Below are 22,020 nucleotides of genomic sequence, written 5' to 3'. Positions count from 1 at the left end.
CCGATTATTTTATAGATAAACAGTACTTTTTAATCTTATTTAAATTACACTCAAGCATCTTCATTTACTATCGATTAACATTACATTAACCTTACAAAGTTGTAATAAATTCGTTAGCTAGAAGGAAGCAATGCCCAAACTAGACAGATATTTAATGACAAAACCATAAGAAAAAAACAATGATTAGATTTTAAATCTAGTCATTGCTTTATCCATCACATCTTGATTACATCTATATATCTTATTGTTACTCTTTCACTTGAATGATTGAATATGTCCATTAATAATGGCTATATTCTTTGTCGGCACGTACATATAACTAATGTTTTTTTATTGATAAAGTGAAACTTTAATCAGCTCTCACCAATCGGGCTTTTATGGGCAGTCCGCCACCTAACTTCTCTTTGCTCTCGCTGAATTTTTTGGGGGATGTTACTGCCCGCAACTAGCAAGATAGATGTTATCAATATTCATACGTTACAATAGTACCGGTAGTATCAGTAAAACCATCAAAACAGTTAGAGCAACCACCACAGCCGCCACAGCCTCCGCAACCAAAACAACCGAAGCAACCAATACAACCGAAGCAACCAATACAACGGAAGCCACCACAACGGAAGCCGCCACAACGACCTCCACCACAACCGCCACAACGACCACAACCGCCACAGCGACGAGCAGCATCTTCAATATAGTAATATGGATATTGGTTTTGCTGGTCCCAATAGACAATATTTCCAGACCGGTAATCATTAAGGCTTAACGCTTGTAGTTCTTGTTGAAACTGATTCATTTTCATAACCTCCGTTTATAAAATACAACCTCATCGATACTTCCCTATATTCCTGTTCGTTACATCTAAGTAGAAATAGCGCTATAAACTAAGTTCAATACGTACACCAACAAAGTATGACTTATCACTAGATGATGCACCTTGTTCATATACCTATTTTTACTATGGGCTCATTTTTATAAAGTGAAACTTTAATCAGTGGGGTTTTGTTCATCCCCTACCTAACTTCTTTGCTTCCGCTGAATTTTGAGGTGGGGGGCTTACTGCCCGGCAAATAGCGGGATAAATAAAAATTAAAAAATATGAATTCTAGCGTCATATCTTCATACTTACTAAGTTCAATTAATTTCTCAATAATTATGATGCCATGTCCTATATATTTCCGTCTGCTGCTTAGATTTTTCTGTACTGTAAATGGCTTTCGCTATAACACCTCCAAGTGACCGGTTTCTATGACGGATATGAAATTCCAACAAAAAAAACCCTAATTAGGGCTTTTCATTCTATTTCTCCAGCAAAACTCTCTATGAAATTGCTAATTGAAAAAAGACACACTTAGATTGATGCGTCTTTTTGTGATGCCTCTTTTGTGAAATCATATAAAGCAATTGCGCCTAAAAGAACAAGTATACCTTGAGGAACATCTAGCAAAATAGTTTTCCAAATTTCTGGAATTACCCATTTGATATCTGCTGCTGTTTCAAGATATGTTTGGAAATAGCTGATTGTAAAATTAATGATTCCTAAAAATACAAACAACGATAAACCAAATCGAATTAATTTCTTATTTGTAAACATATAACACCTCTCAAAATTCATTGGATATTCCTGCTTTTGCTTCTTTATATTTTTATATCTTTATATCTAATTTTAACACATGAGGAACTCAAAAAAATACGATATGCATATTTGCATATCGTATTAACAACACTCCATGATAATATAGAAATTCCTGCAAAGAAAAAACAACTCCGTTACAGCTAACAGCTCGGGTTTCTTTTCTTATTTAACTTCATACCACCAACATTTACGTTCTTTGATTGTAAAATAAATGTGACAGAAGTTTATCCAGTTAATGCGTAGACAAGTAAATGAGCTAAATTATCGATATTCTATTTCGCCATTTCCGTAGCACTAATGACTTTACGCAAATTTGACAAGAAAAAATATATAGATAGGTATGATCCATACCTATCTATAACATTACTTCTATTCTTTATCCAATTACGTCTTTTACGTCTGTATCCACTGGCCACTTTTCTAATGTATAAGCCATTTCCCAAAATGAATATTCATATTGACTGCTAATAATAAAATGCTGTTTCATACGTTTGCGATCTGCCTCTGTTACTTTTTCAGCGATAATATCTAAACGTGTAATTTGTTCTTCAACTAGCGTACGGAACCAATCAGATCCATAAGCAGAAATCCATTCGTTATAAATTGGCTCTTCCGGCTGGCACTCTTTTAAGCGTTCGCCAATTTCATAATACAACCAATAGCAAGGTAAAATTGCTGCAATGGTATCTCCTAAATGCCCTTCATACGCAGCACGATACATATGTGAAGTATACGCATATGCAGTTGGCGCAGGAATAAAATTATCTTTTTCTTCTTTCGTTATCCCTAGTTTTTTAGCAAAATTCTCATGTAAAGATAACTCGGCCTCATATGTATTTTGAGCATGATGTGCCATACGAGCTGTCGTCTCTAATTCAAGAGCTTTTGCAGCTCCTAAAGTTTGTACTCTAGCAAAATGACTCAAATAATATGAATCTTGAAGCACATAATAGCGAAAACTAGCTAAATCTAATGTTCCTTCACCAAGTTTTTTTACAAAAGGATGGTTAAAACTCGCTTCCCAAATTGAATCTACTTCTTTACGTAATGATTGTGAAAAAGTCATTTAAATCCCTCCAATAATGTATAAAATATAAGTATTTATCCACAATTATTAAAGCTGTAAAATAAAAAAACTTTCTTTACAGGCGTAAAGAAAGTGAAATTGACAGTATTTATTTACTCATTAAATAGCAACGTCTTTCCCACTTCCCTACGCTGGCATTAACCAGATCAGGTACTAAGAGTCTCAAAATCACATTTGATCTCAGCCTATAAAAGGCCCCCCTAGTGGATAAATATTTTGTTTTTATAATGTATTCATCATAGCATACTTCGTGAAACTGTCAAAAAAATTCGTTATATAATTCCCTTAAAACCCTTCTTCTTTTCTAACTTTTAATGATGTTTCAATAATCATATCTAATAGTTTGCTATAACTAATTCCCGCTGCTTCTGCACTTTTGGGCAATAGGCTTGATTGTGTCATCCCTGGTAATGTATTAATTTCCATTACATATGGAATTCCGTCCTTCACCATCATATCAACTCTTGCATAAACACTACATTTTAATGCTTTATAACAAGCAAGTGAAGCTTTATTTACACGTTCCTTAATTTCTGCTGGAAGTTCGATAACTTCCTCAACCGTACTAGTATCATCATATTTTGCATTGTAATCAAAGAACTCGGCTGCATGTCGAATTGAAACTATAGGTAACTGTTTTCCATCCAGAATAGAACATGTAATTTCATCACCTTTTATATACTTCTCAATTACTACTTCAGAATCCCATTCGAATACAGTTTCTAGCATTGAGATCAATTCATTTTTATTGTAAACGATTTTCACCCCGACACTCGATCCGCCAGAGTTTGGTTTTACCACTAATGGAAATCCTAACTTATCTAACTCATCAAGATTTAGATCCTCCATTTTTGTAAGTTCAATCCAATCTGGTGTTTCTACACCTTCATAACGTAAAATCTTTTTCGAAATATTTTTATCCATACATATACTGCTAGATAACATATTACTTCCGCTATAAGGAATCCCTAAACTCTCCAGTGTTCCTTGAACTGTCCCATCTTCTCCGTATTTTCCGTGTAATGCGAGCAATGCAAAGTCAATGTCTTTCGCTTTTTCAATTAAATCCATTTTTTCGTTTAATGTAATTGGAACTATTTCATACTTATTTTTATCTAAATGAGCAATCATTTCATTCCCCGTCATAATTGAAACTTGTTTTTCAGACGATACCCCGCCCATAATAACACCGATTTTCATTTTCTCAACTCCAAATTTCATTTTTTAATGTATCACCAATTATTTTAATTCCACGAACTATTTCTTCTTCTTTCAAGCGCGAAAACCCTAATCGGAAAGTGTTTGCTCCTTCTCCATCAGAGTAAAAAACATCTCCAGGTGAAAACGTAACGCCTTTCTCATAACACTTTTGTAAAAGTGTGCGGGCATTCATATGCTCTTCTAGCTCTATAAATAAATGAAGTCCACCATCTCCAGTCATTCTTTTAAAAGGAATGTACTGGTTACATGCCCCGACAGCTAACTCATATTTTTTCTTATAAACAGACCTTGCCTTTTTTAAATATTTTTCAAAATATCCCTCATGTAAATATTGAAACAGAACAGCTTGATCTAGCGTAGATGTGTGAATCGTTCTTGCTCTTTTTACGCTTTCTAAATAATGAATCAGCTCTTTATCTGCAATAATCCAGCCTACACGTAAACCAGGGAAAAGTACCTTTGAAAAGCTACTAATATAAATCACATTATTGCCAGCTCCCGCAAAAGTTAATAATGGAGCTAAATGTGAACCTGAATAACGTAATTCTTCATTAAATCCGTCCTCTATAATAGGAACGTTGTATTTTGAGAATAACCTCATCAATTCCGTTCTTTTCTCTGAACTCGTAACAATACCGGTTGGATTATGATAAGAAGGAATTAAATAAGCAAAATCAAAATCTTTTTCACGCAAACTTTTTTCAACTGCATTCGTATCAATACCATCCTCATGCATATCAATCCCATGAACTTCAAGTCCATGCAAACGGAAAAGCTTAAGTGCAGCATGGTGAGTTGGATTCTCACAAATGACACGACCGGATTTTTTTGATAAAGAAGAGAGTACAATATCCAATCCTTCTGTAAATCCATTTGTAATTAGAATATCTTTATTCGAAATGTCTACACCTTTCATCTCCATGTAATGAAGTAAATAATTCATTAACGGTCTATATCCCTTTGCATATCCGTAGTTCAATACGATGTCCCCTTCAATGGACATACGAGTAAGAAAAGCTCTTTTGAAATTTTCAACATCAAATAGCTTCTCATCCGGGGCTATACTATTAAAAACAATCATTCCCTTTTCCCAACGAACACCATGTTTCATTAAATCTAATTCGTCCGCTAATGCGGTCACTGTATTAAGTTTATTTTTCCAATCTATTTCAACAGACGAAGTGTTAGATATATCCACCTTGGCAACAAAGTTCCCTTTTCCTTTAACTGCATAAATGAGTCCTTCTTGCTCTAAATCTGCATAAGCAGCGAGTACAGTGTTTCTACTCACACTTAGTAATTCACTTAGTTCCCTTGTTGATGGGATTTTTTGATCCCCGAGCAAATGCCCTTTCATAATCATTTTCTTCAAATAATCTTTCAATTGAATATAAACGGGACGTTCTTTAACAACTTTAAAATCCTTAAACAATTTCTTACCCCCTGCAATCATTTTTGCATATTTATTTCATTCTCAAAAGGTCCACGGCATATGTATTTTTTATAAAGGGCGGTACGGTCTTACAAATCTTTTCGATATAAGTTTATTACATCTTTTAAAGCTGCAGCTGCAGCGCCTCTTGGATTAGAAGCCCCACCAATTGTAGTAACTTGTCCCATCGTATCTGTAAAGAACGTAATTCCTTTTTCGGTTCCATTTACTTTTGCTAACGGATGATCTTTTTCTATTTGGCACGGTTCAACATTTAAATTCACATTGCCTCCCTCATCCTTATATGTTGATGCTATTAATTTAATAATTTTATGTTGTTCCTTAGCATTTCGAATTTGCTGTTTTGTAACGTGCTCGATTCCTTTTATATGTATATCAGTAAGTGTTTTCTCTGTTTCCATTAAGCTGTTTGTCAAAAGTAACAATTTACACGCACTATCTGAACCACTTATATCTAATATAGGGTTTGTCTCAGCAATTCCTTTATTTTGTGCTTCTTTCAGTGCTTCTTCAAATGTCATATCTTCCTCATACATTTTCGTAAGAATATAATTAGTTGTTCCATTTAATATTCCTTCTATTTTTTCAATACTGCAACCGGCTAAACTAAATTGTCCGATATCTAGTGTCGGTAGTGCAGCGGCTGTTGCACCGCTATATCGAATTCGTATATTTGCGCCTTTTGCTGCTTCATTTATTTCTCTCCAATTTGTAACGAGCGCACCTTTAGAAATTGCTACTATATCCATCTGTTTTTCAATCGCTTGTTTCATATATTGTTTCCCTGGATTTCCATCTTTAAGATTTGTAACTGTTGATTCTACCAATACAGTACCACTTATGCTAGTTGTTGCACGTTCCTTCGGATGATACTCTAAATATTTTTCAATTGCAGCGGTACCGCCACCATACATTAATAAATGATGAAGTGATAAGCCGTCTTCATTATGTATTGCAATATTTCTCCCTAATACGCCGCTTACAACTAATTGAATCCCATATGTTTCATATATATATGAATATTTTTCATTTAATAATTTTATAAACTCTCTGCCTACTGTTCCGTATCCTGATAATACAACTTGAATTTTCATAATATCCCCCCATATTTTTCTACCAAATCCCTCTTTCAATATAATATAAAGCGCTCTCGAATTCCATCGAGAGCGCTTTATTATTACCTATTTCGGTAAACGTGATAGCTTTTCAGCAATTGTTCTATAAAACTCTTGAATGCTAGAAAAACCTAACGAGTCTGAAACACTTAACCCTACCATGTCGAGATGGTCCCAATTCGCTTTCGTTTCGATATGATTCCATTTTCCAATCTGTAATGACTCATTATTATTTACAGTAACATTAGAAGAGGGTGCAATCATAGAATTTGTATTTACTACACCATCATTTTGCCACCAAGAAGTATCAACTAGTGGACGGTTTTCTTCATATCTCGCATAAGAACCTAAGAAAAATGCATTTCCCATTAACACTTTATTCATCGTTATATGAGGCAAATGTAAACCTGTTATAGGTGCTGCTTGTGATGCATGTCCACTATAGGATAAATAATACACATCTGGTTGCGTCTTTACCCAATTATTTAACTCCTTTGCACCATCTGTACTTAAATCCCATTGACTTATATCTTTTGTATTTTTCCAAAGTGAACTATTTAGAATACGATTACTATATTGGAAAAAGGACTCTCCAGCATTCTTCTTTATACCCCATTGATCCAATTTAAAATCATATAATGATAAATTATTGTTTCCTCCAAAGCTTGCAGCTGTAATGAGTAAATCTTTAACGAACGGCAGTAGAAGACTACCATCCGCAAGTGTTGTACCGTTGTGAGGGGTTGCTAATGTTGTAACACTATGAACGTATGATTTTCCGCCTTCAAATAGTGGTGATATTTTGGTGTCTGGGTGATTTTTTACATAATTCTTTTCTTCAAAACTACCTTCTTTTAATAGCTGTACTAATGTTCTAATCGTTTGTCCACCCATGCTATGTCCAACTAAATGAACTTTATTTGTTTCACTCCAATTCGGCGCAAAACCACTATAAGTTCTGCCAAAACGATTATGTCCATGTTTCTCAGCATGGACTGCACCATAGTCTACTGTCCCACCGCTAATTTGTGCATACAATTCACATGCACGATCCCAGTTACTAGAAACAGGTCCAACAGCTGCGGTATGTACCGTATAACCATTTCGTTTCAAATCTTCCTGTATATCATGAACACCACCCCAATATTTTACGCCAAGCATTTCTTCTCTACCCCATCCAGCAAATCCATTCACCAATATGATAGGATAATTATTTTGTTGCCTCTCTTCAGCGTATGATATTTTCGCTGCGAATGAACATACGGTCACTAATGCAAAAAAACATATTTTTAAAAATAACTTCCCCATACTTTCTCCCCCTAATAAAACGTTTACATTTTTCTTTTTAAAAAATTAACAGAATAATTTAACAACTTAAACATAATGTAAAGTATTTTATATACGTTGTATATATAGAAAACATATAAAAATGTTGATAAATATTAATTCAAGTGAGTATTTACTTTTTACAATATAACTTGTAAATCTATTTATTTAGATTTATAATTAGATATAGTTTCCTCATGTTAAAAAGATTTAAAAATCATAAGAAAACTAATCTCATTGCTTGAAAAGGAGGAAAAATCATGCAAATCGGATCAAATATTCATACATTGTCTCAACCTACTAAAATAACTCCATCTCATCTTGAGCATAATACTATCTCTTCTACTAAACTTGAAAGTAAGAAAATAAGTGATCCTATCAAGTTTGATATTCGTTTATCTGAAAAAGAAATGAAACAGCCTGAGCATAAATTTAATGAATTAGATTTATGGAAGATGTTAAAGGATAAAGGTGTTCCCTTATGGATCATCCTTGAAATGCTACAAAAGGCTCGTAAAGAAAAAGAAGCCCAAAATAATTCAGTTCAAAATTCAAATGGGATTGAGGAAACAAACGAGACTCGATTAAATGAAGTAATGTAAAGCATAATAATTGATTTGTCTATAAACTAAAAAGAGTTCGAAGCTGATGAAATTTTTATCAACTCCGAACTCTTTTTTAAGGTTTTTCGCCAATCGTTACAAATTGAAAAGATACTTCTCCTTCCAAACCTTTAATTAGCTTTTTTACTTTGACATTTTCATTAACCATTGTATTATCTGTCGACATTTTAGGTCTTTCATCACCTAGAGATTTCTTTAATTGAAGAAGGTGCATTTTCGTTTCATTTGCTTTTATTTCCTTATATACGCTATTTTTTGCTACAATCACATACGATTGCGTTGGATATTTACGAGTGTTTCCTATCCAAGTGTCACTATCGTATGTAACAGGAATCTCATTTCCTTCTATTTTAATACTTTTCATATTCTTTTCGTCTTCATTTGTAAACAATAGTGATCCTTCTTTTGGGAATTTTGGTAACGTATCTAAAATATAATTGGAGCCATTACCTCGTTTATGAAAAATTTTTTCTTTAATCAGTGCTAGTGCTGTAGATTCATTTAAAATTAATACATGTCCATTTCCAACTTCACCTTTTTTCACAGAAAACACTTCATTTTCTTTCGTAATTTCCTTATAACGATTAATAATTGGTGAAATATTATTTTCATCTCCAATAATTAATACACCGTTTGCAGGAAATGAGTTATCCTTTTTAGAGCATGAACTAAAGCTTATTAAAAGTATTATAGCTAACAAAAAATAGTTAAAGTTCTTTTCATCACGGTTCCTTTCATAATTCATATCATTTTTTACATGCTTTTCTGTAATTTTATTAGTTGATATCCTTTATTGCTCCATAGTCTTATAAAGCTTTTGTAGGTAACGCCAACGAGTAATAAAGAAATATAAAACTTGTATACATATAAATGAAATTAAAATAAAAATCGAGCTATTTAAAATAGAAAAACTAACTAATTGTTGCAGTGCCGTATACGCTACTACAGTATGAATCACCGCAACAGCAATCGGTAAGAAGAACATTAATAATAACTGTCTCGTTACAACTTTTTTTAACTCTTGTTTACTTAATCCCATTTTCGAAATCATTTTATATTGTTGTTGATCACGGTCCAAATCTGTATATAATCGGAAATAAATAAAGCTAGCAGCAAATGTAAAGAAAACGATTCCGACTAAAACACTTGCCATAAGTAATAAACCATTTTTTTGCTTTGCCTCCAACAAGTTTAATGTTAAAGCTTCAAAGTAGAAATCACTGTCCCTAAGATCTTTATCGAATATACTTTTTAATTGATTTGAAATCTCTTTCGTTCTTATCCAATCATCTACAACAAATCCGTAAGTACGATGTTGAATATCTTCATCCTCTGGATTACTCGTCAGAGGAATTTCATCATACACATGATCTTGAACAGCAATATAAATACTACTAGAATCATGTGGTAAAACTAAATTCTCTACAGTTTTCTTCACACGAAATGTCTTTGTCCAATCTCCTTGAATGACTTCAATATTTTTTTTGTAGTCACCATTTTTAAATTCTTGCTTTTGTGACACCCTCCCAGGGATTAGTAAAATTTCATCTTCTTTTTCAATCGTTTCATGTTGGTACCCGAGTGCTCTCGTAAGTTCGTTATATTCACTTAATTTCAATACATTTACGTTACTTTCTGTAAATTTACTTGAAGATGAAGCCATTCGATACGGAATATTTGCATCCAAGAGATGCTTTTTTATAATAGAGAGATGTTTATCTACCAATTTGTTGTTTTCAGAGCTTTCATACAGAAATGTATATGGGTTTGTCATCCACACTAAATTTCTATTACCAATAGCAGCTGTTGTACCAATAGCTGTAAATGCAACTGCTGAAATAATAGATACAATAAAAAACATCGTTGCATTATCTTTCATACGGTAAATTAATTCAGAAAACGTTAATATATTTGTTCTTTTTAAAAAGAAAGATTCTCTCCTTTTAGCAAGATGTAATATATAAACGCTACACTGTGTATATAAAAAGTACGTTCCTATAATTACTAGTAAGACACCCATTCCAAGTGTAGTAAAACTGGAAATTGAAATAAAGCGAAATACTGAGAAATATCCATATCCTATACTAATTAAAGAAAGCAGTGATAATAAAATTGAAGATTTCGGTTCAGGTTTTGGTTTTTCCTCTGCTCGAATAAGTTCGACAAGTTCCGTTATTTTTACCATTTTAAATGTAAATAGTGAAACAATGAAAAATAAGAAAAGAAAAGTGATAACTGTTAATAATACAGCCTTCACTGGTGTATAAAAAGGCAAACCATTATTAATCATTAATACACTTGCGCTTATCAATAAAACTAGTTTAGAAAATATGAGTCCAATGAAAATCCCTATACAAATTGAACCAAGTCCAATCAACATATTTTCAATTAATAATAATTTCTTAAACTGTCTCATTGACATACCTTGCATCATTAATATGCCAAATTCTTTCTTACGAGTTTTTAAAAATGAACTAACTGAATATAAAATAAAGAAAAATGAAAATACAAAAATCAAACCTTGCGAAATTGTAAATCCCATCGTACCATATGCACTCATTGTTGCACTTGTTGATTTTAATTCCCCTTGTAAATCAGGATGAAATAATAAAAGAGCATACGTAAAGAAAACCATAATAGAAAATGTACTACTTAAAAAATGGGCAGCATATGTACGCTTATTACGAAAAATATTATTAAATGCGAACTGACGAAAAGTCATGCCTTTTCCCTCCTAACAAAGAAAGAACATCCATAATCTTTTGATAAAAGGCTTGTCTGCTTTCACCACAATAAATTTCGTTATATAGTTGACCATCTTTAATAAATACTACTCTACTGCAAAAACTCGCAGCATACGGATCATGTGTAACTAACATCATCGTTGCTTTTTCTTCTTTATTAAGAGTATCAAGCATCTCCATTACATCATTTGAAGATTTAGAGTCCAAGTTCCCTGTTGGTTCATCTGCAAGTAATAATTGCGGCTTATGAACGATCGCACGAGCGATTGCTGTTCTTTGAGCTTGTCCCCCTGATATTTCAAATGTTCTTTTATTCAAGATATCTGTAATATTTAACTTCTCTGCAATCTCTTCCAATCGCTTGTTCATTTCTTGCACGGAAACACCATCTAAAGTCATCGGCAATACGATGTTTTCTTTTACAGTAAGTGTGCTAAGAAGATTAAATGATTGAAAAACAAATCCTAATTGTTTTCTGCGGAATAACGCTAAATCTTCTGATGATAATTGGAAAGGATTTGTACCATTTATTAAAATTTCTCCCGATGATGGAGAATCAATAGTAGATACCATATTTAATAACGTTGTTTTTCCACTACCAGATGGCCCCATAATCCCTACAAATTCACCTTCTTGAATTGATAAATCAATATCAACTAATGCTTTATAAGGTACTTTCCCTTTATATACTTTACTAATACTTTTTGCATGTAAAATTTCCATGTATATTCTCCCTTCATTTGCACGTCTCATAACAGAGTGTAAATGAATTGTCTTACAGCTCATATTGATTCGTCTTTCATTTATCTTACACGCTTGTAAGTTTTCTAAAAAAACTGATAATAAAACTATTTTCAAACTAAAATTAGCGCATAACTATCTTATAATAATTGTATAGTAGTAGGAAATACAATGTATAATAAATCTTTATTATATAAATGAGTAAAAGACCGATTGCTAACGGTCTTTTACTACCCAACGTTATATTTTTATCCACTCAGATTTTCTCAATATATAATGATTATATATTTGATTTTCTATCCTCTGTTGGCTCTTATAAATAAACCCGCATTTTTCAATAACTTTATTTGATGCTACATTGTTAATTAAAGCAATTGCGTTAAGGACATTTAAATTTGTTTCTTTAAACAAAAAGTCAATTAAACCTTTAGTCGCTTTTGTAGCATAGCCATGATTTTGATGTTCATTTGAGATAGCATACATTATCTCTCTGTTTGGTGAAGAGAGTTCTTCTTTCATACCTGTGCAGCACCATCCAATAAATTCATTTGTGGTTTTCTTAAATATTCCTAGTCTTAATATGTGATCATCTATGTTAGTCGTAGTTCTCACTGCATGAAGAAACGCTTTATTTTCTGGTATTTCATAATTTACAACCCAATTAACCCTTTGTTCTTTCATCGATTTCCAGTCCGGTAAAAATTTTTCTATTTCCGGTTGATTGGATATGTTATAAATACTCTCTGCATCTTTGACCGTAAACTCTTGTAGGTATATATCTCCACAATCTATTTTAAATAACTTAGTGAATCTCTCTTCATCCATGTTAATCCCCCTTACTTACATTAAAGCTCCTTAATCTGCTTCGTAAGTTCCATAAACCGTTCATCCAGTGCTTTATATTCTTTGTCGTTAGAAGTTAAAAAGCTTAATTTCCCTAGTACTTCTTGTCTCTCTGTTTCTAACGTTAAACGTAGCTCTTCAATATCATCTCTTGTTTTCGTAGGTTCTTCTAGCTGCTTTTGTATCGTATTGTTTGAAAACACGAGTTTTGTGTTAGTTGTTTTCTCCAAAAAATATCGATCGTGAGATACAATTACTAATGTTCCGTTATACTCAGCTAATGTATTTTCAAGTTGTTCACGTGAAGGTAGATCCAAGTGATTCGTCGGTTCGTCTAAAATGAGTACATCTTTTTCATCTAAAATATAAGCCATTAGCTTACATTTTACTCTTTCTCCCATACTCATATGCTCAATCGGCTCTTTCCATTGAGAAGCTTGGAACCCTAAATGTTTCATTAAATTTTGGACTTTTCCTCTTTCTTCAAACGTCTCTTTAAAAAATAAATTTTCTGGTGTTTTATCAAGCGGTAAATCAAAAACTTCTTGTGTCAAATAGCCGATGTTCGCAGATGGTGAAATCCATATTTCTCCTTCAGCAGTTTCCGTTCCCATAATCATCTTCAGTAATGTTGTTTTCCCACTACCGTTTGGTCCAACAATCGCAACTTTCTCACCGTGCTGAATTGTAAAATTAACGTTTTCAAATAATACTTTCCCATGAAAGTCTTTTTTTAATTGCTTCACTTCTAAAAAACGTTTTCCTACTTTTTTGTTCGCTTGAATAGAAAACTCAACTGAATACTCTTCTTTCACACGTTCTACTTTCGCTTTCTCCAGCTCTTTTTCAAGTCGTTTTCGTTTTGACTTCACTTGTGCATCCATTCGCTTCGCTTTTACACGATAGAATTCTTTCACACCTTCTTGTTTTGTAGACTGCGCGTGTGCCTTTTGTGACCATGAACTCAATTCTTTTATATGTGTTTCTACTTGTTCTATCTTTTTTTGCTGCTTTTCATATTCACGCTGCTGCGACTTTCTTTTTTGCTCACGTGCTTTCATGTAGCTCGTATAATTACCACTATGCTCAATTAATTTTTTGTCCTCAATTGACCATATTTTTGTTGCGACAACATCTAAAAAATATCGATCATGCGATACAACGATAACTGTACCTTTCATGTTTTTTATTTGTTTAATGAGAAATCCCGTACTGATCTCATCTAAATGATTTGTCGGTTCGTCTAATATTAAGACATTAGGATTTTCAGCAAATCCTTTTGCTAATCGAATTTTCAGCTTTTCACCACCACTTAAAGTATGAAAATCGTTCGTTGGCACGCCCCATTTTGCAAGAAGTTCTGCTTCTTTTGCAATTACATCATTACTAATAAAAGATTCTATTTCTTGCTCAACATATGCTGTTGTCATATTCATTTGCATCCATTCAACAGTACCTTTTGAAGGTTCAATCTTCCCATTTATTAATTGAAGTAACGTTGATTTACCAGCACCATTTTTACCGATTAATCCGATAACATCCCCTTGTTTTACTGTCACATTCATTTTCTCTAACAACATATTTTCTTTTATTTCAACATAAACATCATTTAATTTTAATAGTTCTTTCATAAATACCGATCCCTTTCATTAAGGGAGAATAAAAAATCCTCCCAAATAAATTTGGCAGGATTAGTCATTACATTATTTATACCCAAATAAGCTATTGCGCAATATAAATAGCAATACCGTTGTATGGAAATTGGGCAGACTAATCCTATTTTTTAGAAATTGAAATTTATTGAATTTCAACATTTAAAAATAAGATTAGTTAATCATCGTCCACCCATCATTCCTTTCCGTCGTTAATAACCATATTGTACCATACTAGTACTGTATGAGTAAATGCAATTATATGTGCTGTTAAAAAGATTGCTTTCTTTTAGGTTTATTTATCATTCCTTAACTTCATGTTGAATAAGCACAAGTTACATTGATTGTAATACGTCCTTTAGATTTCCCCAGTAGTAAACTTCTAAGCACTCTCTATTATATAAAGTGAAACTTTAATCAGTGGGGGTTTTCTTCATCCCCACTGATTATTAGTTGAACCAATCGGACTTTAATGGGCAGCCCGACCCCCACCTAATTTCTTTGCTTTCGCTGAATTTTGAGGTGGGGGTCTTACTGCCCATTAAAGCGGGATAAATTTTGTATAAAAACAAAATGTTATTCATTATCCAATAATCACTTATTGTTTTTCGATAAATTTTTATTGATTATTCCCTTGTAATAAGCTATTATATTTTTACAGAAAATATTAATGTAAGGATTGAATTTATGGACAGGACATTAAAAATCACAAAGTTAAATATGTTTTTAAGGATTTTTCTCGTCCCGATTATAGTAGGGATAATTGTTGGTATACTAACTAAATTGGGGCAAGGTATACTTCCTGGACATTGGAATTCATTAGCTAATCTAGGAAGCGTTTGGTTAGTTCCATCCTTTTTTGTGGCTAGCTTTAGTTATTCTAAGCGTACAGCTATACTTTCTGGTATCCTTGCACTACTCGGTATGGTATTAGGCTACTATGGTTATGCAATAGTTATTAAAAATGTAGCTCACTCTATTTATTTTATATCCGTATGGATTGTATGTGCATGTATAGGAGGAACTATCTTTGGAGTTGCAGGTTTTCTATGGAAAGATACTACGGATCCACTTCATAAATTCGGAAGCGCGCTTATTAGTGGCGTTTTTGTAACGGATGGACTTCACATTCTTTTAAATTTTGAAGACTATAGTCACGTGTTACCTGTTGGATATACCGAAGTCATAGTCGGGATTATCTTGATTCTTGTATTAGAACGCTCTAATGCTAATCGAATTTCTTCTTTCTTAATGATGGTTCCTATCACTATTTTAGGATTAATTGGATATAAATTATTAAGTTTGTTTACTTAATTAAAATTCATGAAGCTAGCTCTATCAAAGGGCGAGCTTTTTTCTTACAAAAAACTATTTAAATATTAATAAATTATTAAAAACCTCTCATTTAACAGCCTTATTTATTATTGTGTCATTACACATACTTACACGACCTTTTATTAGGATCATACCAGTCTTTTATATCATTTTATTTAATCCATATAAAGTAAGGCTAAAAAACTTATTTCAAAAGTTCTTTAGCCTGAGTCATTTTTACACATTTAAAATTTAATACGTACAACGGTACCTTTACCAACTTCTGAATGGATTTCTACACTATGTCCTAATTGCTTCGTAATTTCATGTACGAGATATAGCCCCATTCCAGTTGATTCTTTAAAATCTCTACCATTTTCTCCTGTAAAGAAAGGTTTAAACACTCTTGGTAAATCTTGCTTCGGTATTCCTACACCATTATCAGCAATTTCAAGTATAACATTATTACCTTCCTTACAAGCTTTCACTTTAATCTTCTCTCTACTACCAGATGAATATTTAATCGCATTCGATAGTATTTGTCCAATTAAAAATTGTAACCATTTCGCATCACTTTCTACTGTAATGTCCTTATCAATTTCAAGCTCTGGATATACAAAATTCCGGATAAAGAACCGTTTATGCTCATGTACCGAATCATTCACTATTTTATATAGTTGTACTCTTTCTACATAAAAATCTTGTGTAAATGCTTCTAAACGTGCGACATACAGAGCCATTTCTAATCCCTTTTTTAATCGATCAGTTTCCTCATTTATACTTTCAAAACGTGAATCTACTTCATCCTGTGTAATTAATTCTATTACAGATAAAGGTGTTTTCATTTGATGAATCCACTGATTCATAAAGGTTAAATGGTCATTATTTTTTCTCTCTTGCATTTGCAGCTGATTTTGATAATGTCGATATTGCACCTCAAGTAGTTCTTGAAGAGCAGCCGATACAGCTGCAAAATCAGATTTTTGAACAGATTCATCCAAAGATTGCATCGGGTTTGCTAAGCGCTCATAAAAAGAACGATGTGTAAAATAACGAAACACTAAATAACTTCCCATAAAGAAAACACCTAGAAACATTGCATATAACGCCGTTGTAATATGATTATGCCCATCAAACCAATATACGAGAAATATAGCTAGTAGTTGAATTATAGTAAAGCAAATAAGTGGTATATGATCACGTATAAACAACCTTATCATTTTTCTATACCAGTATCCCAAGTAATATGCAATCTATATCCAACACTACGAATCGTTTCAATCGCACCTTCTATATGTAACGTTTGTAACTTTTTACGCACACGTGTTGTATTTACACTTAATGTATTATCATCAACATAAGATTCGCTATCCCATAATTTATTTAACAACACTTCCCTACTCACAACACGCGGATAATTTTTCATTAATGTCTCTAATAAAATAGCTTCGTTTCTCGTTATATCAATCTCTTCGTTTCTAAGTTTCAATACAAGTCTTTCAGGATATAAACAAAGGCCTTGTTGCTCAATCATTCGCTCTTCTAGTTTCGGTGCATAATCTCCATATGCACGTCTTAAATGACTACGAATTTTCGCCACTACAACTTCATAATGAAAAGGCTTCGGAATAAAATCATCGCCACCGTTTTCTAACGCCATAACTTGATCCATCGTACCTTCACGAGCCGAAATGAATAGTATCGGACATGTAGAAACACTACGAATTTGACGACACCAAAAGTAACCATCAAAACTCGGTAAATTAATATCTAATAAAACTAACTCTGGTTGTTCATCTAAAAAAATGTCTAATACATTTTGAAAGTCCGATACAATAACTCCTTGATAACTATATTTCGCAACATATGTTGATAATAGTTCTGCAATTTTCATATCGTCTTCTACAATCATAATTTTGACCATTATTGAACTCCTTTTTAATCCACAATCTCAAATATACTTATATAAAATAAATACTACCTCTTTTCACAAAATCCGTAAATTAAAAAAAGGATGCTTTTATACAAAAGTATTCTTCTTCTATTATTCTTACTTGATATGAAAGTTACTGCAATTAAAACCTAGCTTCTCCACATAATCCATACTTAGTTCCATTCGTGCCGTTTTAAGTGGATCCACAACTTGACAAACTTTTAAATCATCGGCAGCTGATGTGTGGCACATGAAATGCTCTCTTCTTTCGGTGCAGTACCAATCACACCAATTACTTGATTAATCAGAATTTATAGTTCATTTGAAAACAAAACATGTTCATTATGTATTAAGACGATTTTTATTGTATTTTCATGTAGATCTTCACCCATTACGCCAAGGTTCACCCCTGTAGTTAAAACACCTTGCTCTGCAATTTTTATCTTTTCAATCGTTACAGCTAATATGTCACCAGGTTCTGCACCACTGATATATACAGGTCCACTCGTCGGATTAATTCGGTTTCAATCAAATTCTTGAAACGCAACATCTTCAGAGTCAATTTGATTCTCAAAGCAATCATATGTTCCAAATATAAGACGACTCCCAATTTCTACTTCCATATGTTGCTTTGAAATAAACTTTGATTAAACATACCTCACAGACTCGTAATTTATGGTAAACAAGAAGAATTCATTTTGAAAAAAGATTGATCAAAATGAATTCTTATCTAACAAATTTAAGTTTCTATACTATAAAAAGTTTGGTCATTTTCTATCTTTATTCTTCAACAAACGCGCCCTTTTCTTGAACAACATGCATCGTATTATAATTTAGACATAAAGACAAAACCCTAAATTACGAAGTGTCTTATAACTCTTTGGTGTGCTCATACACTACCGATTGATACGTTTCCGGATTAATTCTCAAGAATTTCGTGTAACCTCTCAGCAAACTCTTTATGATGCACTGTGTTATAGCCCACATGGTTTCCTGGAAACTCTGCGAATTCTGTTCCGAGGTGTTCTGCCAAGTTGAATGCGCAATGGTAAGGAAAAAATTCTCGTGAAATACTTCCACCGGCTGGACGTACCTGTATCGATGCAGGTTTTAATGAGCGCTTTAATGCATCGATGTTTAAAGTATAGCTGAGAATTCCCGGGATTTCATACTCAGTGAAATAAAACGAATTGCCGAGTAGTCGCTTTGTTAGCATATCCTTCGATAGTCCGGAATTGCTATCATCGATATTTGACAATAACTTCATGACCTCACTTTTATGATTCCCTTTAAGGTCTTCCATGAAATTTATAGCCTGCTTCAACTCATTTTCAGGTAAAAGTTGTAATAAAACCGGTTCGTGTGGGATTAGTAACTGTACCTGCCCAGGATGGCGTATACACAAATCAAGTCCGATGACAGCACCAGAACTACTTCCGAATATATAAGCCGGTTCATTGGTCAAATTGGCTAGCAGCCGGTGAGCGTCTTCACTATGTGTTTGCACATGGTAATCCTCAGTTTTATTGACGAGATTGCTACGGGAATGACCACGACGATCGTAAGTAACAACGGTATACCATTTAGCAAGATGGTCGGCAATATTATGGAACTTGTCGGCATCACCACCCCCACCATGAATCAAAAGAAGAATTGGACCCGAGCCACGCACCTCATAATAGATGCTTGCTCCAATTACTTGCAATGTTCCGTTTTTTACTATACTCATTTGTACATCCTTCCTTTCTTTTGTCATCTCCCTTAACATTACATGATTGGTGAATGATATAAAATGCAGGAAATAACTAAGAAACAAATTCACCATAAGAAAAAGCAATGTGTGGCTTTAAAATAAAGTTTGATTAAAAATATTGTGTTAAACCGTATTCTATGTTGAATAAAAAGAAACCATTTTGAAAAAAGTTTAATCCAAATGGTTTCTTATCCAGCAGGTTTATGTTTTATAAAAAAGTTTGATCATATATTTACAATTCTTTGATTAAAGAGATACAGCATCGCAACTTTATTTCAAAACTACACCATACATGGTTTATTCTCTGATGACATCGCGTAAATAATATGGTCTTTATGAATTCGATACATAATACCTCTCCCTTTTATATTTATCTACTATTACTAATTAGCTCTTTTTATACAAGCTCCTCTTAAAATTAAATGTTATTTTTATGTAAAAAAGCACGCAGATTGTTTTATAACATACACTCTTTACTATAACAGAAAGGTGGTATCACTATGCCCCTTATTCCATACAACGAAAGTGATGTTGATTTACTAGCTCGATTAATTCGTGCTGAAGCTGAAGGCGAAGGTCGCCAAGGTGAGGAGTTAGTTGGATGCGTTGTAGTAAACCGTGTATTTTGTGATTGCTTAGATTTTAAACAACTCCGTACCGTACGAGACGCTGTATATCAAAGCCCCGGCGGATTTGAAGCAGTACAATATGGATATTTTTATCAACGCGCTCGTGAATCAGAAAAAGAAATTGCACGAAAAGTTTTACAAGGTCAATGGCGCTGGCCTGCACGATGGGCTCTTTGGTATTTCCGTCCAGTTGGAGCTTGTCCGCCTGAATGGTATAATCAGCCATTTGTAGGACAGTTTAAAAGCCATTGTTTTTATGAACCAAGTGGTGATGAATGTCCGAAAATGTATTCACGATAGTAAAATTTGCAACGCAAGTACTTAGAAATTTTGGTACTTGCGTTGCTTTTAACTGTGTTTTAGAAATCTAATAGTGTGATGAAATTTTCTATGCCTACTACATGTATTAATAATGGTATACGAGGACCATTTGATTGATTCATAATGAGCTTATATATAATAGTGAATAATTGTTTTTGATTTTCTTTCATTATTTTTTTATTTTCATGATGACAAATCGCATATAATTGCTCCATTAAGTTAGAGTAATCTTTATTAGAACGAAGTATTTTACAAACTTCTACTAGCCATTCTTTCTGCCTTTCATCTAATGTGTAGTAAAACTCTGCATTTTTCTCCTCATTTACCGCGATTAATTTTTCAGATTGAAAGTTTCTTATCCAATACTCTGCGCGATTACTTATCGCTCTCATTTCATCTAATGCATAGCTCCTATCTATTTTCTTTAATATCCCCTGTAAAATAGTTGAATCAAAATTTAATAATGGTAACGTTCCTGCTACTTGATTAAATTTCGGATATTCTTTAATCTCACTATCAACTCTAGAGATTTTAATTGCATCAAATAAATCTTCATTTTTGAGCGTTTTATTTTCATAACTATCTTTCAATCGCTCATACTCTGTATAATTACGAATCACATCTTCATCCAACCCAATATGAAAAGCAGCGCCTGGTTTGTATTTTGCAAACATAAAGAGAATTACTTCTGGTATATACACTTTCAATAAATTGCTTGGTGTAATACTATTCCCTGAAGAACTAGACATTTTTTCATGATTCCCTTTAATACCAATAAAATCGTAAGCAACGTAATGAGGCGCTTCTCGATTGAATATTTTCCTTGCAATTTCTTTTGATACATTATAACTACCCGTTTCTGATGAATGATCTCTACCGCCCGGTTCAAAAATAACATCCTCTATCATCCATCTCATCGGCCAATCGATTTTCCAGTTTAGTTTCATTTTATTTGTATTTAATACGGATAACTCTTTTTCATTTCCGCATTCACATTCATACCGGACTGTTTTTAATACTTCATCAAAATGTGTAATAGTTGTTGTATCTTTTCCGCATCTCTCACAATATAATGTAGCTGGATAAAAGCTCTCTCGCTCTTCTTCACTACACTCTCTAGTTTTAAAACCCATTAAAATATCATATATTTCTTTTCGTTTATACAAGGCCTCTAATATATTTTCGTTATACCTTCCGCTTCTATATTCATCATGTTGATAAATAAATTCTACTTCAATTCCAAATGCTTGAAGCGATTTTTCAAACTCTTTTTCAAAATGCTCCGCATACGAGTTATGACATCCATACGGATCTGGAATATCACAGTATGGCATACCAATATACTTTGCAAAAGATGGATCAATATTTTTTGGAACTTTTCTAAACCTATCATAATCATCCCACGAAAATATAAAACGAGTCTTTTTCCCTAAATCTTGAAGTGCTCTTACTACGAAATAAGTCGTTACGATTTCACGAAAGTTCCCAATATGAACAGAACCTGACGGACTAATTCCAGATGCACAAACAAACATTTCTTTATTTGGATGTTTCCTAATTAATTCATGTGCTACTTCATACGCCCAATGCATATATTACTCACCTCAATTATTTTTTGTTTCTCATTTCCAG

Annotated in this window: 18 protein-coding genes, 3 pseudogenes and 1 riboswitch; of the genes and pseudogenes, 3 read left to right on the top strand and 18 right to left on the bottom strand. The window is 33.1% G+C overall.

The window, feature by feature from the left end:
• Positions 1–183: 183 nt before the first annotated feature.
• The 8 genes and pseudogenes from M1D73_RS12815 to M1D73_RS12780 form a co-directional block, all read right to left on the bottom strand.
• A pseudogene (locus M1D73_RS12815) lies at positions 184–318 on the bottom strand (site-specific integrase); the annotation flags it as partial.
• A 145-nt stretch (positions 319–463) separates the two neighbouring features.
• Complete coding sequence (locus tag M1D73_RS12810; protein ID WP_481158027.1) at positions 464–793, bottom strand: heterocycloanthracin/sonorensin family bacteriocin; 330 nt, start codon at positions 791–793, stop codon at positions 464–466.
• Positions 794–1,348: 555 nt separating this feature from the next.
• Entirely contained in the window at positions 1,349–1,612 is a 264-nt protein-coding gene (locus M1D73_RS12805; protein ID WP_002082716.1) for a DUF3937 domain-containing protein, read from the bottom strand.
• Positions 1,613–2,009: 397 nt separating this feature from the next.
• Positions 2,010–2,699, bottom strand: coding sequence for a thiaminase II (tenA, locus tag M1D73_RS12800; protein WP_000144517.1), 690 nt, complete (start codon positions 2,697–2,699; stop codon positions 2,010–2,012).
• Positions 2,700–2,826: 127 nt separating this feature from the next.
• Positions 2,827–2,932: riboswitch (TPP riboswitch) on the bottom strand.
• A 73-nt stretch (positions 2,933–3,005) separates the two neighbouring features.
• Positions 3,006–3,920 (bottom strand): D-alanine--D-alanine ligase, encoded by a 915-nt coding sequence (gene ddlB, locus M1D73_RS12795; protein WP_002041179.1) that lies wholly within the window; start codon positions 3,918–3,920, stop codon positions 3,006–3,008.
• A 4-nt stretch (positions 3,921–3,924) separates the two neighbouring features.
• Entirely contained in the window at positions 3,925–5,373 is a 1,449-nt protein-coding gene (pdxR, locus tag M1D73_RS12790) for a MocR-like pyridoxine biosynthesis transcription factor PdxR (RefSeq protein WP_098212466.1), read from the bottom strand.
• A gap of 89 nt (positions 5,374–5,462) precedes the next feature.
• Entirely contained in the window at positions 5,463–6,488 is a 1,026-nt protein-coding gene (locus M1D73_RS12785) for a homoserine dehydrogenase (RefSeq protein WP_000701757.1), read from the bottom strand.
• An 87-nt stretch (positions 6,489–6,575) separates the two neighbouring features.
• Positions 6,576–7,817: an esterase/lipase family protein gene (locus tag M1D73_RS12780; protein WP_000517071.1), complete on the bottom strand. Its 1,242-nt coding sequence runs from the start codon at positions 7,815–7,817 to the stop codon at positions 6,576–6,578.
• Positions 7,818–8,095: 278 nt separating this feature from the next.
• On the opposite strand from M1D73_RS12780, the gene M1D73_RS12775 reads away from it, so the two are divergent.
• Positions 8,096–8,437 carry a DUF3914 domain-containing protein gene (locus M1D73_RS12775; protein WP_098212465.1) on the top strand — a complete coding sequence of 114 codons (342 nt, stop codon included), beginning with the start codon at positions 8,096–8,098 and terminating at the stop codon, positions 8,435–8,437.
• A gap of 76 nt (positions 8,438–8,513) precedes the next feature.
• Here M1D73_RS12775 and M1D73_RS12770 read toward each other — a convergent pair.
• The 5 genes and pseudogenes from M1D73_RS12770 to abc-f form a co-directional block, all read right to left on the bottom strand.
• Positions 8,514–9,181 (bottom strand): annotated as a pseudogene (locus tag M1D73_RS12770) (lipoprotein BA_5634 family protein).
• Between the two features lie 67 nt (positions 9,182–9,248).
• Positions 9,249–11,180 carry an ABC transporter permease gene (locus tag M1D73_RS12765; protein WP_000144180.1) on the bottom strand — a complete coding sequence of 644 codons (1,932 nt, stop codon included), beginning with the start codon at positions 11,178–11,180 and terminating at the stop codon, positions 9,249–9,251.
• Positions 11,155–11,925, bottom strand: coding sequence for an ABC transporter ATP-binding protein (locus M1D73_RS12760; RefSeq protein WP_000404284.1), 771 nt, complete (start codon positions 11,923–11,925; stop codon positions 11,155–11,157). Before M1D73_RS12760 ends, M1D73_RS12765 begins: the two co-directional genes overlap by 26 nt.
• A gap of 258 nt (positions 11,926–12,183) precedes the next feature.
• A complete protein-coding gene (locus tag M1D73_RS12755) occupies positions 12,184–12,768 on the bottom strand; it encodes a GNAT family N-acetyltransferase (RefSeq protein WP_000343078.1) in 585 nt (194 codons plus the stop codon).
• Between the two features lie 20 nt (positions 12,769–12,788).
• Positions 12,789–14,417: a ribosomal protection-like ABC-F family protein gene (gene abc-f, locus M1D73_RS12750; RefSeq protein WP_000661373.1), complete on the bottom strand. Its 1,629-nt coding sequence runs from the start codon at positions 14,415–14,417 to the stop codon at positions 12,789–12,791.
• Positions 14,418–15,125: 708 nt separating this feature from the next.
• Between abc-f and M1D73_RS12745 the strand changes: the two genes are divergently transcribed.
• A complete protein-coding gene (locus tag M1D73_RS12745; RefSeq protein WP_098212464.1) occupies positions 15,126–15,752 on the top strand; it encodes a DUF6518 family protein in 627 nt (208 codons plus the stop codon).
• A 245-nt stretch (positions 15,753–15,997) separates the two neighbouring features.
• On the opposite strand, the gene M1D73_RS12740 is transcribed toward M1D73_RS12745, so the two are convergent.
• The 4 genes and pseudogenes from M1D73_RS12740 to M1D73_RS12725 all read right to left on the bottom strand — a co-directional run bounded on the left by M1D73_RS12740 (position 15,998) and on the right by M1D73_RS12725 (position 19,414).
• On the bottom strand, positions 15,998–16,972 hold the full coding sequence (locus M1D73_RS12740; protein WP_002164532.1) for a sensor histidine kinase: 975 nt from the start codon (positions 16,970–16,972) through the stop codon (positions 15,998–16,000).
• Positions 16,969–17,676 (bottom strand): response regulator transcription factor, encoded by a 708-nt coding sequence (locus tag M1D73_RS12735; RefSeq protein WP_098212462.1) that lies wholly within the window; start codon positions 17,674–17,676, stop codon positions 16,969–16,971. The genes M1D73_RS12740 and M1D73_RS12735 overlap by 4 nt, the downstream gene beginning before the upstream one ends.
• 126 nt (positions 17,677–17,802) lie before the next feature.
• A pseudogene (locus M1D73_RS12730) lies at positions 17,803–18,308 on the bottom strand (acetamidase/formamidase family protein).
• Positions 18,309–18,604: 296 nt separating this feature from the next.
• On the bottom strand, positions 18,605–19,414 hold the full coding sequence (locus M1D73_RS12725) for an alpha/beta fold hydrolase (protein ID WP_000029414.1): 810 nt from the start codon (positions 19,412–19,414) through the stop codon (positions 18,605–18,607).
• 524 nt (positions 19,415–19,938) lie between these two features.
• On the opposite strand from M1D73_RS12725, the gene M1D73_RS12720 reads away from it, so the two are divergent.
• Positions 19,939–20,367 (top strand): cell wall hydrolase, encoded by a 429-nt coding sequence (locus tag M1D73_RS12720; RefSeq protein ID WP_001128402.1) that lies wholly within the window; start codon positions 19,939–19,941, stop codon positions 20,365–20,367.
• 59 nt (positions 20,368–20,426) lie between these two features.
• On the opposite strand, the gene lysS is transcribed toward M1D73_RS12720, so the two are convergent.
• Positions 20,427–21,980, bottom strand: a complete 1,554-nt coding sequence (gene lysS / locus M1D73_RS12715; protein ID WP_098127267.1) for a lysine--tRNA ligase — start codon at positions 21,978–21,980, stop codon at positions 20,427–20,429.
• Positions 21,981–22,020 lie beyond the last annotated feature (40 nt).

This window comes from Bacillus sp. PK3-067 (assembly GCF_056738645.1).
Note: the sequence above shows the minus strand (reverse complement) of the source record. Positions and strands in the feature narration are given on the sequence as shown.